This window comes from Pelosinus baikalensis, assembly GCF_020819555.1.
GTDB lineage: Bacteria > Bacillota > Negativicutes > DSM-13327 > DSM-13327 > Pelosinus > Pelosinus baikalensis.
This window is the reverse complement of record NZ_JAJHJB010000001.1, coordinates 88,016-102,034: the sequence shown is the minus strand read 5'-3', so window position 1 is coordinate 102,034 and position 14,019 is coordinate 88,016. Positions and strand designations below refer to the sequence as shown.

The window sequence follows — 14,019 nt, the reverse complement described above, 5'->3', positions numbered from 1 at the left end:
TTTATATATTTTAAAGGACGCGTCAGCGTTTTCTTATACTATAATAATACCTTCCGATTTTAGGATATTGGTGGCAATTACTATATCTTGGGTGGTAGCATCAGGGACATCATCTAAGGTGTATTTCATATTCAGTGTTTTCCATTTGTGCCGTCCTAAAGAGTGATAGGGCAGCAATTCTACAGGAACTAAAGCCGGCAGAGTATGAACAAGACCAGCAAGTGCCTGTAAATCTTCTAATGAATTGGTGAGTCCTGGGATGATTACATAGCGTAACGTTATGGGAATTGACTGGGCTACATAGTTTAAATTTTCAAGAATCTGCTGATTATCAAACCCTGCTAACCAACGGTGCTTTTGGGGATCTACAGCTTTTATACTAAATAATGCTGCATTGGTATAGGGCAAAACAGCAGTGAGGTGCTTTTGATCATAATATCCAGCAGTATCAATGGTAGTATGGATATTATGGCTTTGACAGGAGGAGAATAGTTCGGCAAGAAATTGAGACTGAAGCAATGGTTCACCACCGCTTGCTGTAATTCCTCCGCTAGAGGCATCGTAAAAGTGGCGATAATGTAATAGGTCTTTTAGAATCTGTTCCGTGGTAATGGATTGACAGCCTTGCTGCCAAGTATCAGGATTGTGGCAGAAGCGACAACGCAATTGACAGCCTGATAAAAATAATACATAACGAATGCCTTGTCCATCGACAGTCCCAAAGTGTTCTATAGAATGATAATATCCTTGCATAATGAACATCTCCCAGTGTTAAAGAATAATTAAACCACAAAGACACAATGCCGCTATTGCGGCACACAAAGAGGACTACAAAAGACTATTTTTATAGACCCTTTGTGAAAAAAACTTTGTGTCCTTAGTGTCTTTGTGGTTCAAATTATCTTTTTAATCGTATTTTGAGACTTTCCATTGATTTATTGGAATTTTTCTTACAATGACTCATAGAATGTGCGGTCAATTACTTCTGCCTGTTGGGCGGGGGTGAGTTTGATGAAGTTAACGGCATAGCCTGATACCCGAATGGTCAGTTGAGGATATTTTTCAGGATGCTTTCTTGCATCTTCTAAAATGCTGCGGTCCAAGGCATTTACATTAATGTGGTGTCCTTGGTTGGCTGCGTAGCCGTCTAGTATACCTGCTAAATTTTGTATTCTGGTATCTGCTGTTTTTCCTAAGGTAGCAGGAAGAATGGAGAAAGTGTAGGAGATACCATCACGACAATCATCATAAGATAGTTTGCAGATGGACTGCATAGCAGCGAGTGCTCCTTTTTTGTCTCGACCGTGCATTGGGTTGGCACCCGGGGCAAATGCTTGACCTGCTTTACGTCCGTCAGGAGTTGCACCTGTTTTTTTACCATACATAACATTAGAGGTAATAGTAAGTATGGATAATGTATGTTCCGCATCACGATAAGCAGCGTGTTCTTTTAATTTTTGACTGAATTCTTGGCTTAATTCTGTTGCCAAAGTATCAACCTGATCATCATCATTACCGTAGAATGGAAATTCCCCATCAATAACAAAGTCTTTAGCAAGACCTGTTTCATCACGCAGTGGCTTCACTTTCCCATAGCGGATAGCACTTAAGGAGTCAGTTGCTACTGATAATCCAGCTACGCCAAAGGCCATGATGCGTTTAACATCGGTATCATGCAGCGCCATTTGTGCTCTTTCATACGCGTATTTATCATGACTAAAGTGAATCAGGTTCATTGTATTTACGTACAAGCCAGTGAGCCAGCTAAGAACTTTTGATAAGTTGCTCCTAACAATATCGTAGTCTAAATACTCTCCGACAGGAATTGGCATAACAGGTGCCAGTTGTTCGCCGCTATTTTCATCACGACCGCCGTTAATTGCTAATAGTAAGGCTTTTGCTAAATTCGCTCTAGCACCAAAAAGCTGCATTTGTTCACCGACCCGCATTGCTGATACGCAGCAGGCAATCGCATAATCATCACCATATACAGGTCTCATAATGTCGTCATTTTCATATTGGATAGCGCTAGTATCTAATGAGACTCTTGCGCAGAATTTTTTAAAATCAGCTGGCAGATCTACTGACCATAAAATAGTCAAATTCGGTTCAGGAGCAGGACCCAAATTATATAAAGTGTGTAAGATTCGATAAGAAGTACGAGTTACTAAGGTACGGCCATCCAGTCCCGTGCCCCCAATCGCTTCTGTTACCCATAATGGATCACCAGCAAATAACTCATTATAATCAGGTGTACGCAAATGACGGGCTAAACGTAACTTAATGACCATTTGATCAATGAGCTCCTGCGCATCACTTTCTGACAGCTTACCATTGGATAAATCTCTAACAAGATAAATATCAAGGAAGGTGGATACACGACCAATGGACATAGCAGCACCATTTTGTTCTTTAATAGAAGCAAGATAGCCAAGATATAACCACTGGACGGCTTCTAGAGCATTTTCAGCCGGGCGGCTAATATCAAAACCATAGGATTTTCCCATAAGCATTAGATCTTTAAGAGCTGCAATTTGGGCCGATACCTCTTCGCGCAAGCGCAGTGTCTTTTCATCCATTGGTTGATTGGCAAGACCTTGTAAGTCAGCTTTTTTAGCTTCTAATAGATGATTGACTCCGTAGAGTGCTATGCGGCGATAATCGCCAATAATGCGTCCTCGGCCATAACCGTCAGGTAAACCAGTAATAATTCCTAATTTGCGGGCTTTTTTCATCTCATCTGTATACATATTAAATACAGCAGTATTATGTGTGGTAACATGGTTACGATAAATATCACTTATAGCAGGATTCAGCTTATAGCCATAAGCTTCGCAAGCTTGCTCAGCCATTCGAACGCCGCCATTGGCAATAACACTTCGCTTAAGAGGGGCATCTGTTTGCAAACCAACAATGATTTCTAACTCTTTTTCAATATACCCTGGCTGGTGAGAAGTGATTGTGGAAACAATATCGGTATCAACATCTAATACACCTTGTTTTTCCCGCTCTTGGGATAATAATGAGCTGCATTTGTCCCATAATTTCTTAGTGCGAGGCGTTACAGGAGCTAAAAAATCACTATTGCCTTCGTAAGGGGTATAGTTATGTTGAATAAAATCTCGTACGTTAATCGAGGTCTGCCATTTACCTGGTTTAAAATCCTTCCATGCTTGATTCATATTGTGATTCCTCCTTGAATTGATAATTATTATCAATTAACTTTATTATAACCGTATTATCATGTTTTGCCTATGATATAAATCATATACTAAATAATTTTTATGATTTATTTAGTTTTTAAATAGAGAAGACCGCCTGGGCACAACTAAGTAAGTTATGCCCAGGCGGTCGGCTAATTCAAGATACAGTCCCTTGTGGTTATTCCACGATCCGCCAGTTCTGTATCCGTTTTATGAAATATAGGTATTTCTTATGAAACAAATTTTATCTTTTTCTTAAGGTCTTGTCAATATAAATTATTGAGATATAAATCGATAGAATGGATCATTATTTTATAATAATGGTTTTCTTATATTTTAAAGAGGGATAAATTGATGAATAAAGAATAAATACTAATAATAATCTAAATGAGACAATACCTAAGCGATATTACAATAAAAAGGGGAATCTGTTTATGCTCAAAGGAATGAAGGGCTTTTTTCAGGAAGAGCATGGGCTGAATCTAAGGGCCAGGGAGATATTACGATATATTGGACCAGGGATACTGGTAACCGTCGGATTTATTGATCCTGGGAATTGGGCCGCCAATTTAGCTGCAGGGGCAGAATATGGTTATAAATTGCTTTGGATGGTAACCTTATCTACCATTATGTTAATCGTCTTGCAGCATAATGTAGCTCATTTAGGAATTGTTACGGGGCGATGCTTATCGGAAGCAGCTACTGAATATCTGCGGCCCTTAGTATCAAGAACGGTATTGTTTTCGGCAATAACGGCGGCAGTGGCCACTGGTATGGCTGAAATATTAGGTGCTGCCATTGCCTTACATATGCTATTTCATGTTCCTCTGAAAATTGGAGCCTTATTAACAGGCATAGGCTGCGGCTTGATGTTATGGGCGAATTCCTATAAAAGACTGGAAAAATGGATTATGGGTTTTGTTTCTATCATTGGTGTAGCTTTCTTATTTGAACTAAGTTTAGTCAATATTGAGTGGTCCGAAGCCGCTATTGGATGGGTAACACCTGTTATTCCGGATGGAGCCATGTTAGTAGTCATGAGTGTACTTGGGGCAGTGGTCATGCCTCATAATTTGTTTTTGCACTCTGAAGTAATTCAAAGCAGGCAATGGAATTTAGAAGATGATGCTGTGATCAAGCGTCAGTTAAAGTATGAGTTTGCAGATACTTTATTTTCTATGTGTATTGGCTGGGCCATTAATAGTGCTATGATATTGGTTGCTGCTGCCGTATTTTTTAGCAATCAGGTATCTGTTGATGAATTAGAGCAAGCAGAATTTATGTTGCGGCCTTTACTGGGGAACGCTGCAGCGGTTGTTTTTGCGATCGCTCTTTTATTTGCAGGCATTTCTTCCACCGTTACTGCAGGTATGGCTGGTGGTAGTATCTTTGCAGGAATCTTTAGAGAACCCTATGATATTAAGGACCGTCACTCTTGGATGGGAGTAGCGATTACCTATGGTCTGGCAGTTGTGGTCATCTTTTTTATCGAAAGCCCGTTTCAGGGGCTGGTATATTCCCAAATGTTTCTTAGCATTCAATTGCCTTGGACGATATTCTTGCAGATTTATTTGACATCATCCACAAAGGTCATGGGAAAATATGCAAATACAGGCTTACAGCAAATCGTGCTATGGTGTATCGGCCTTATTGTTTCCGCATTGAATATGATGTTGCTGTGGGATTTTATTAAATAATGGTGTAAGAAAGAGTAAGAAAAGATGAGTCACGTTTTTCGTATTACTTTTTAACTTGCAAAGAGGCAGCAAATTTGCTACAATGAATCCATCATCATCACTCGGTGATAATGATTATCTCTGGGGCTAAAATTAAATAAATTGAAATATCTTCAGGGCAGGGTTAAATTCCCGACCGGTGGTAAGCAGATTCTGCAAGCCCACGAGCCGTAAGGCAGATTTGGTGTAATTCCAAAGCCGACAGTATAGTCTGGATGTAAGAAGAGAAAGCAGCACATTGTATGTATAACGGAAAGTTTAACTTTCTGGAGATACATCCGTGTATGGGGCTTAGTAAGCCGACATTAAAGATGTGTTTGCATGTAGTGATTAAATCCCCGAAGACATTTCGGGGATTTTTTTTGATAAGTAGAGAAAATATAGTTTAATAGGTGGAAAAAAATGAGATTTTATGAACCACAAAGGCACAATGTCGCTGATGCGACACACAAAGGAGTGCACAAAAAAATATAAATAAAACCCTTTGTGTCCTTTGCGTCTTTGTGGTTCGATTATGTTTTATCTGTTTTAAAGGATGCGTAGCATTTTTCTTATTTGTATAAGTTGATTTTAACGATTACTTTTATAGGGGGATTGGATATGATTTCTGCTAATACGCGATATATTACTAAAATTGGGATTTTATCAGCAATTGCTGTAATCTTGATGTTTTTTGAAGTGCCGTTGCCGATGATGCCTAGTTTTTTAAAATTAGATGCCAGTGAATTGCCTGCGATTATTGGAGCGTTTGTACTTGGACCTATGGCAGGGGTTGCTATTGAATTAATTAAAAACGTATTACATGCTGCGAATACGCAGACAATGGGAATTGGGGAGATTGCTAATTTCTTGGTGGGAGTGGCTTTTATTCTGCCGGCGAGCTATTTGTATCGGCGCCATAAGAGCCCTACGGGGGCTGTGGTTTCTCTCCTTATTGGAACCCTCTCTATGATGTTTTCAGCGTCTTTGCTGAATTATTTTATTCTGTTGCCTTTATATCAAGCTGTGCTGCATTTTCCCTTAGAGCAAATTATTAATTTAGGAACAATCGCAAATCCCCAGATTGTTGATTTAAAATCCTTCATTGCCCTGGGGATTGCACCCTTTAATATGATAAAAGGAATTGCCATGTCTCTTCTTACATTGATGATTTACAAGAAGCTTTTCCCTGTATTATGCGAAAGATAAGCATGGCTTTGGCCATCGAATAAAAGAATACTAAAAGGCTACTCTGTCAGTATAGATAGCCTTTTGACGTAGCTTTGTGGCGCAGGGAAAAAATGATTAAACCGCAGAGACGCAGAGTGCGCTGAGGGGCATTTTCTAACGCTATTAATTATTTTTTCTCTGTGTTCTCTGCGCCTCTGCGGTTCATTTCAATTCGTTTTTATAGTTGCTTGTATCCAGGCAGTGTGAAGCCTCTCCCTAGAACTTCTACAGCATCTTGAACGATCATAAAGGCGTTGGGATCTACATCTTGGATGAGAAGTTTAATCTGACCAATTTGGGTCAAACTTACGACTACAAAAATCACTTGTTTTTCTTGGCGGGTAAAGGCACCTTCTCCATGGAGGATCGTTGCGCCTCGCCCTACCTCTTTCAAAATGACTTTAATAATCTCATCGGTTTTATAAGAGACGATATATACGGTTTTCTTACGGTTAAATCCTCCCACCACATTATCCGTAATATTGGCTGCAATGAACATGGAAATAAGGGTTAATATGGCAAGTTTAATGCCGAAGAGAATGGCAGCAATCACCATAATCACACAGTTAACCGAAAAAGAGGCAATACCTACATTCAAAGAATAGTATTTTTTGAGGATGCTGGAAACGACATCAAGCCCTCCGCCGCTGCCATTGGCCTTAAATATAAGACCTGAGCCAATGCCTGTAACAATACCGCCAGTAATGGCAGAGAGGATCGGATCATCCACGACCATAAAATTTGACAAGTAGCCCGTTGCATCTACGAAGAAGGAATAAAGTACCGCTCCATAAATGGTCTTTAAAAAATATTCTTTTCCAATGAACCGATAAGCAGCATAGAAGAGGGGGAGATTCATTGCAAAGATTTGCAGACCAATAGGCCAGCCAGCTAGATAATAAAAGATAATGGCTAACCCGCTTACTCCGCCGCTTAACAAGTGGTGAGGTACGAGAAAACTATTGATCGCAACAGCGCTTACCAGGCAGCCAATACCAACAGAAAGATACTGATAAATTTTATAACGCATGTAGTTCCTCCTAGTATAAAATGAAAGATCTAGAGTTTATTGAGCAGTTTTTGGATAAAAGGGTATTGATAGGATTCGCCATAAAAAGCTTTACTTGCTGCAATAATAGATGTTACGAGCAGAATAAGCCACAAAAGACCTACGATAGGAAGCAGAAAGACACCAATTATTAATATGCATAAGGAACTAACAATGAAGGATGCAGCCAGTATGCTCAAATGGGCAACGAGAGCCTGTTTGGCATGATGAAAGACGAAAGCGTCGTCTTTTTTTAATAAGAAGATGACTAATGGTGCAATAATAAAGCCCAATCCTCCTAGGAAATAGGATATATGGGCTAAAATAGCTAAGAGTTTTTGTTCTCCTGTTATTTCGTTCATAAGAACACCTCCTAAATATATTTTATAGTAGGTTCGATCGTTTGTATATCTTATTCGAAGATTTTCAGTTATGTATACTTGTCAATAAAACATAATCATATAAGTTAAAAGTAATGAGTTTGTCATATAAAATCCTTGTGTTTTTATTATGGTTTATGATATTATCGTTTTGTAGTTAAAATGGCGAAGTGTTCTTTAGGTGGTATCAGTTATGAACCATACTGTAAAAAGAACTTGTTGCTATAGTATTCCACAGTTTCATATCGAATTATAGCCGCTTAGATCTTTTAATGGACTGAGACGGGAGGTTGCATGGGAAAAGTATGCCTTTCGGACAAGCTCCGGAAGGCTTTTTTATATTTTCTTTTCCTTTGGCTGCCAAGTAGTCTCTTGGAAAGTCTCATCTTTGCCTGATCACGGCTATTAAAGAGAGTATGCTGCTAGGTAAATGGAGGAAATATGAACGTACAAAAGCCGAAAGTAGGTATTGTTGGAGCTGGAAAAGTGGGTAGTGTGTTGGCACGAGGATTATTTGATAGGGGGTATCAATTATCTGGAATTGTCAGTAATACTCTAGAATCAGCAAGTCAGCTGGCTAGGGAATTGGGAGTAGACGCGAGAGTAAAAGCAGCCGATTTGATGCAAGATGCTGAGATACTATTCATTACAACACCTGATCGTTGTATTGGGGAAGTTGCAGCACAAATAGCCAGAGAGAATGGTTTTAAAAGAGGGCAAATGGTGCTTCATACTTCAGGATGTCTGCCAGCGGAAGTACTCATGCCAGCAAAAGAGCAAGGAGCGTGGATTGGCTGTATGCATCCGCTGCAATCCTTTGCAAATAAAGAGCATACTAGTGAAAGGTTAGCGGGCATATATTTTGCTTTAAGCGGACAGGTTCAGGTCATACAGCAAGCTGAAAAAATTGTGAATGATCTAGGAGGAATAAGTTTTCATATTTTAGATACAGATAAGTCTTTTTATCATGGGGCTGCTTGCATTGTATCGAACTACACGGTTTCCTTGATGCACTGGGCAAGTCGGCTGTGTGGAAAATTTGGTTTATCTTCTGAGGAAGCTTTAGCCGCATTATTGCCGTTGCTGGAAGGAACCCTGCAGAACATAAAGGAAATGGGAGTGGTCCAAGGGCTGACTGGCCCAATTAGTCGTGGAGATGGTATTACGGTAAAGGCGCACTTGAAGGCTTTGGAAAATGAAAGAGATAAGAGTCTATATCGGGAGCTTGGGATGTATACTCTGAAGATTGCCTTAGAGAAAGGTACAATTGATCAGGAACAAGCTGCGAGCATAGAAGAAATAGTAAGAAGTGATAACAGGGGGAAATAATCATGAGTAGCAATGAAAAGATTACAACGACAGTGATTCAGCAGCGAAAAATAGAGGGAAAAGCCATTACCATGCTAACAGCTTATGATTTTTCTACGGCAAAGTTTCTTGATGATGCCCAGATTGACATGCTATTAGTAGGCGATTCTTTAGGAAATGTGATATTGGGATATGATTCGACTCTGCCTGTTACGATGGAGGATATGATTCATCATGGAAAAGCAGTATGCCGAGGGGCAAAAAAAGCAATGGTAGTTGTAGATATGCCCTTTATGTCCTATCAGGTTTCCACAGAACAGGCAATAGCCAATGCAGGCAGGATTATGAAAGAAACAGGTGCCCAAGCTGTTAAATTAGAAGGCGGCAGTGAAATTGCTGAAGCAGTAAAGAAAATAGTTGCTGCCGGGATTCCTGTAGTAGGACATTTGGGTTTAACCCCCCAGTCAGTTCATAGTTTGGGCGGTTTTAAAGTACAGGGAAAAGAAGAAAAAGGAGCACAAAAACTGCTTAATGATGCCAAGATTCTAGAAGAAAGCGGAGCTTTTGCTGTTGTTCTAGAATGTGTGCCAGCCTTACTAGCACAAAAAGTAACTCAGCAACTCAATATACCAACCATTGGTATCGGCGCAGGTGCGCACTGTGATGGTCAGGTATTGGTCATCAATGATCTGCTCGGCTTATATCCTGGGTTTGCTCCTAAATTTGTGAAGCAATATGCTGCATTGCATGTAGCAATAGCGCAAGCAGTAGCCGACTATAAAAAGGAAGTGGCAGAAAAAATATTTCCTTCGGCGGAGCATAGTTTCAAAATATCTGATGGCATCTTAGAAAAATTATACTAAGGCAGCTGAGGAAGAAAGGGAATGAAATCATGAGAATTATTGAAACCATAGAGGAAATGAAGATTTTTGTTAAGCAAGTAAAAGCAAAAGGCTTGTCAATTGGCTTAGTACCCACCATGGGCTCCTTGCATGAAGGACATCTTGCGTTAATGCGTCAGGCCAAAAAACAGTGTGATGTCGTTGTAGTGAGTATTTTTGTGAATCCTACCCAATTTGGTCCTAATGAAGATTATGCTAAGTATCCAAGAGACTTAACTGGCGATAGTGTTCAAGCGGGTACTGCTGGGGTAGATGTCATTTTCCATCCCCAAGTACAAGAAATGTATCCCAAGGGATATAGCAGTTTTGTAGAGGTTGATGGCATTACTCAGAAACTATGCGGTTTGTCCCGTCCAGGTCATTTTCGTGGCGTAGCAACTGTTGTAGCTAAGTTACTTAATATCATTGAGCCTGAGGCAGCCTTTTTTGGTCAAAAAGATGCCCAGCAGGTGTTGGTGCTTCAGCGTATGGCTTCTGATTTAAATATGAATGTAGTCATTGAGATTGTACCTATTGTGCGGGAAAAAGATGGACTCGCCATGAGTTCGCGGAATGCTTTCTTATCTGTTAAAGAACGCAGAGCGGCATTGGTGCTGTCTCGTAGCTTGCTGCTGGCCAAGCAGCTTGTTGCTAGTGGTGAGATGAACGTAGAAGTCATCAGGCAGCAGGTGATAGCAAACATCCAATTGGAAGAACTGGCGCAGATTGATTATGTAGAAATACACAGTTATCCGCTATTAGAAAATATAGACCAGATTATCGGTAAAGCTCTTCTAGCCTTAGCCGTGCGCATTGGCAGCACTCGTTTAATTGATAACATCATTTTGGAGGGATAATTTCTATGTTTATTACATGTTTAAAGGCCAAACTTCATTGTGCCACGGTGACGGAGGCTAATCTTAATTATATGGGAAGTATCACCATTGATGAAAGCTTATTGGAAGCTTCAGGAATTCTGCCTAATGAAAAAGTGCAAATTGTAAATAATAACAATGGTAATCGTTTTGAAACCTATGTGATCGTTGGAGAAAAAGATTCTGGAGTCATTTGTTTAAATGGGGCCGCAGCTCGTTTAGTACAGCCTGATGATAAGGTCATCATTATTTCCTATGGGATGATGACTGAAGAGGAAGCAAAAGACTTTACTCCTACTGTAGTGATGGTAGGTGAGAATAATAAAGTTAAGGAAATTCGCGGCAAGGAAATCCATGGTCAGATTGCTGGCTAAAAGTAGGTGCAAGAGGCAGTGCAAACTGCCTCTATTTTCATAGAATTTATGAACCACAAAGGCACAATGCCGCTGCTGCGGCACACACCCCTTTGTGACCTTTGTGTCTTTGTGGTTCAAATTTTAAAAAACTCTTCATTGACAGAGGAAAGGCAATAAAAATAAAGAATAGATATAAAATAGGTTTAAAAAGGGAGAATGCTAACATGATTTATGGACAGTTAAAAAATTTTGAACAAGAGAAGGCTGCTTTGTCACCTGCCTTACAAAGAGGTTTGCTGTATTTAATCAATACCGATTTGTCTAGTTTGCCAGTTGGTCGGCATGATATTGAAGGGGATACTATATTTGCCTCCGTTTCAGAATATGAAACGGAACCTAAAGAGAAAAGAAAACCAGAGGCCCATCAGAAGTATATTGATATACAATATGTAGTTTCGGGGGAAGAAATGATTGGGTGTAGTCCGCTATCTCCAGAATATGAAGTCCTTCAGGACGAACTGACTCTAAGAGATCTGATTTTTTATCAAGGGGTACAGCAAGAGGTAGAACTGCTGCTAAAACCTGGGATATATGCCGTGCTTTTCCCTAATGATGTTCATCGGCCCAATTGTACGTTGCACTCGGCGACCAAAGTTAAAAAGGTAGTGCTAAAAATAGCCCTTTCTGCATTATAATAATTAATTTCTAGCTATGAAAGGAAGAACTCTCGCAGATGAAAATTTGTTGTAGCGTTCTTTTTTTATAGCTATTAAGAATACTTTATTGACAAAACACTATACTAAAGATAGGAGAGTTGCATCCTTTTTCCTTTATTTTTTAAGCGCAGAGGGATTCGAAAAAATACTATTTACAGCAATAAAAAAGTAGGCTATTATGTAGTACTAGAAGTACATTTTATTCGATGAATAAGCCGCTCTACGACTCCTATTTTTAGTAGGTGGAGCCCTAGAGGGGCCAAATGTGACGGATAAGTAGGACTTAGGTTAGGTGGGTAAAACTCCATTTGACTCCAAAGTTTCTTTAGCATGATAAGTGTCAAAGCAACAAAGTTCCTAGCAGGCGATGATACCGTACTGATTCAGGGCATGACTTTGAAATTGTACAACAAGTAAGGAGAAGAAATATGGAAATAAAGTCAATTAAAAAATTAAAATTGTATGGATTTAACAACCTGACCAAGACACTTAGTTTCAACATGTATGATATATGTTATGCGAAAAGTCCGGAACATCGTCAAGCCTACATTGAATACATTGATGAAGAATACAATGCGGAGCGTCTTACAAATATTTTAACAGAAGTCGCTCTTATGATTGGTGCGAACATCTTAAATATTGCAAAGCAGGACTATGACCCTCAAGGTTCTAGTGTAACCATGCTGATTTCAGAAGGAAAAATGGCAGTTGAGGCACCGGAGCTGATCGATCTGCAAGAAATTAAGTCCGATGCTGTGGTAGCCCATTTAGATAAAAGTCATATTACCGTACACACCTATCCGGAAAGTCACCCTGATAAGGGGATTAGTACGTTTCGCGCTGATATTGATGTTTCTACCTGTGGAGAGATTTCACCACTAAAAGCACTGAATTATCTTATTAACAGCTTTAGTTCTGATATTGCAATTATTGATTATCGAGTACGAGGGTTTACCCGCGATGTTACAGGGAAAAAGTTTTATATTGACCATAAAATTAATTCCATTCAAAATTACATTGCACACGATACTCGTGAGTTATATCAGATGCTTGACGTGAATATCTATCAGGAAAATATTTTCCATACGAAAATGATCTTAAAAGAATTTGATTTGGATAATTATTTGTTTGGCACAGCCAAAGGTGAACTTCTGCCTGGTGAGAAGAAAAAAATCAAACAGCGCTTGAAAAAAGAAATGTCAGAAATCTATGCTGGTCGTAATATTCCTAAAGTGAAGTGAAAGTCATCTATGATCCATTAAAGAAACTCTATAGTGAGGCCACTGGTATATGACATTAACGCTTCGCCGTGCCACTTAACCTACGCTTTTAATGTCATATACCAGTGACCTATGCAAGGTGTAAATCTTTAGTGGTTGCTATGTCACTATAACAATTCAATAAATTTCTGTGCTGCAAGTGGAACTGGCAGATAATCATGAGTCATAATCCCTAACTCTCGCGGAGGTATATCAGTGGTGAGGGGAAGGGTAAATAATTGATTGTCGGCCAGTTCTTTTTGTATATATTCCTTGCTGATAAATGAGATCCCCAGTCCGATTTTTGTCAGTTCGATCATTAAGTCCACACTGCCTAATTGAATCTCAGGCTCAAATGGGAGATTATGCTGGACGAACATAGAATCCAGGAAGGTTCTTGTCGTTGTATTCTTTTCTAATGTGAGAATGGGTAAGGCAGCGATATCTTTAAGAACCAGACGTAGACTTTGCAGATGAGCAAAAGCAGGACTGGCGACAAAGACATCATGCAGCATTTTACATTTGCTGATGGTCATGCCCGGATACAGTTTTTCGGCGGTAAGATTAACAACACTAATATCCACTAAGCCTTTTTTTAATAAATCCACACAAACAGGAGATGGGCGATTGGTAATATTGAGTTTGATTTTAGGATACAGAAGGTTAAATTGTTTAAAATAAGGAAGTAAGTAGTATTTGCAAATGGTATCACTAGCACCTATTTTTAGCTCTCCTTGTTCTAAGGAATGTAATTCATTGATGCTGCGTTCACCTGTCTTTAGAAAGTGAAAGGCTTGCTCTACATGGGTAAATAAAAGTGTGCCTGCTTCTGATAATTGTACGTGTTTGGTACTGCGAAAAAAAAGTTTTGTATTCAGCTTTTCTTCCAATTGTTTTATTGCCTGGCTGACAGCTGACTGGGAGATATATAATTCATTGGCAGCTGCTGAGAAACTTAAGTACTTAGCAACATAGTAAAACACTTTATACAGCTCAAAATTAACGTCCATATATAAACACTCCTTATGAGTTTTATTAATACTATTAA

At 39.4% G+C, this 14,019-nt stretch carries 13 protein-coding genes and 2 riboswitches; of the genes, 8 read left to right on the top strand and 5 right to left on the bottom strand.

Features of this window, described 5'->3' with window-relative positions; translation table 11 throughout:
- Positions 1-33: 33 nt before the first annotated feature.
- Complete coding sequence (gene pflA / locus LMF89_RS00415; protein ID WP_229533369.1) at positions 34-753, bottom strand: pyruvate formate-lyase-activating protein; 720 nt, start codon at positions 751-753, stop codon at positions 34-36.
- 197 nt (positions 754-950) lie between these two features.
- Positions 951-3,182 carry a formate C-acetyltransferase gene (gene pflB / locus LMF89_RS00410; RefSeq protein ID WP_229533368.1) on the bottom strand — a complete coding sequence of 744 codons (2,232 nt, stop codon included), beginning with the start codon at positions 3,180-3,182 and terminating at the stop codon, positions 951-953.
- 152 nt (positions 3,183-3,334) lie between these two features.
- A riboswitch (ZMP/ZTP riboswitch) is annotated at positions 3,335-3,414 on the bottom strand.
- A gap of 223 nt (positions 3,415-3,637) precedes the next feature.
- Here pflB and LMF89_RS00405 point away from each other — a divergent pair.
- Both LMF89_RS00405 and LMF89_RS00400 read left to right on the top strand, forming a co-directional pair.
- A complete protein-coding gene (locus LMF89_RS00405) occupies positions 3,638-4,900 on the top strand; it encodes an Nramp family divalent metal transporter (protein ID WP_229533367.1) in 1,263 nt (420 codons plus the stop codon).
- Between the two features lie 144 nt (positions 4,901-5,044).
- Positions 5,045-5,170, top strand: a riboswitch (FMN riboswitch).
- A gap of 369 nt (positions 5,171-5,539) precedes the next feature.
- Positions 5,540-6,127 carry an ECF transporter S component gene (locus tag LMF89_RS00400; protein ID WP_007960344.1) on the top strand — a complete coding sequence of 196 codons (588 nt, stop codon included), beginning with the start codon at positions 5,540-5,542 and terminating at the stop codon, positions 6,125-6,127.
- A gap of 199 nt (positions 6,128-6,326) precedes the next feature.
- Here the strand turns inward: LMF89_RS00400 and LMF89_RS00395 are convergent, their stop codons facing one another.
- A complete protein-coding gene (locus LMF89_RS00395) occupies positions 6,327-7,178 on the bottom strand; it encodes a YitT family protein (RefSeq protein ID WP_229533366.1) in 852 nt (283 codons plus the stop codon).
- Between the two features lie 29 nt (positions 7,179-7,207).
- Entirely contained in the window at positions 7,208-7,558 is a 351-nt protein-coding gene (locus LMF89_RS00390) for a DUF4870 domain-containing protein (RefSeq protein WP_229533365.1), read from the bottom strand.
- 459 nt (positions 7,559-8,017) lie between these two features.
- On the opposite strand from LMF89_RS00390, the gene LMF89_RS00385 reads away from it, so the two are divergent.
- The 6 genes from LMF89_RS00385 (at position 8,018) to speD (ending at position 12,953) form a co-directional block, all read left to right on the top strand.
- A complete protein-coding gene (locus LMF89_RS00385) occupies positions 8,018-8,905 on the top strand; it encodes a Rossmann-like and DUF2520 domain-containing protein (protein WP_229533364.1) in 888 nt (295 codons plus the stop codon).
- A gap of 2 nt (positions 8,906-8,907) precedes the next feature.
- The gene (gene panB / locus LMF89_RS00380; protein ID WP_229533363.1) at positions 8,908-9,747 is read left to right on the top strand and encodes a 3-methyl-2-oxobutanoate hydroxymethyltransferase; all 840 of its coding nucleotides are present in this window, start codon (positions 8,908-8,910) and stop codon (positions 9,745-9,747) included.
- Between the two features lie 29 nt (positions 9,748-9,776).
- The gene (gene panC / locus LMF89_RS00375) at positions 9,777-10,622 is read left to right on the top strand and encodes a pantoate--beta-alanine ligase (protein WP_229533362.1); all 846 of its coding nucleotides are present in this window, start codon (positions 9,777-9,779) and stop codon (positions 10,620-10,622) included.
- Between the two features lie 5 nt (positions 10,623-10,627).
- Positions 10,628-11,014, top strand: coding sequence for an aspartate 1-decarboxylase (gene panD / locus LMF89_RS00370; RefSeq protein ID WP_229533361.1), 387 nt, complete (start codon positions 10,628-10,630; stop codon positions 11,012-11,014).
- A gap of 206 nt (positions 11,015-11,220) precedes the next feature.
- Positions 11,221-11,691, top strand: a complete 471-nt coding sequence (locus LMF89_RS00365) for a NanQ anomerase/TabA/YiaL family protein (RefSeq protein WP_229533360.1) — start codon at positions 11,221-11,223, stop codon at positions 11,689-11,691.
- A 449-nt stretch (positions 11,692-12,140) separates the two neighbouring features.
- Positions 12,141-12,953 carry an adenosylmethionine decarboxylase gene (gene speD, locus LMF89_RS00360; protein WP_229533359.1) on the top strand — a complete coding sequence of 271 codons (813 nt, stop codon included), beginning with the start codon at positions 12,141-12,143 and terminating at the stop codon, positions 12,951-12,953.
- A gap of 146 nt (positions 12,954-13,099) precedes the next feature.
- On the opposite strand, the gene LMF89_RS00355 is transcribed toward speD, so the two are convergent.
- On the bottom strand, positions 13,100-13,981 hold the full coding sequence (locus tag LMF89_RS00355; protein ID WP_229533358.1) for a LysR family transcriptional regulator: 882 nt from the start codon (positions 13,979-13,981) through the stop codon (positions 13,100-13,102).
- Between the last annotated feature and the right edge of the window lie 38 nt (positions 13,982-14,019).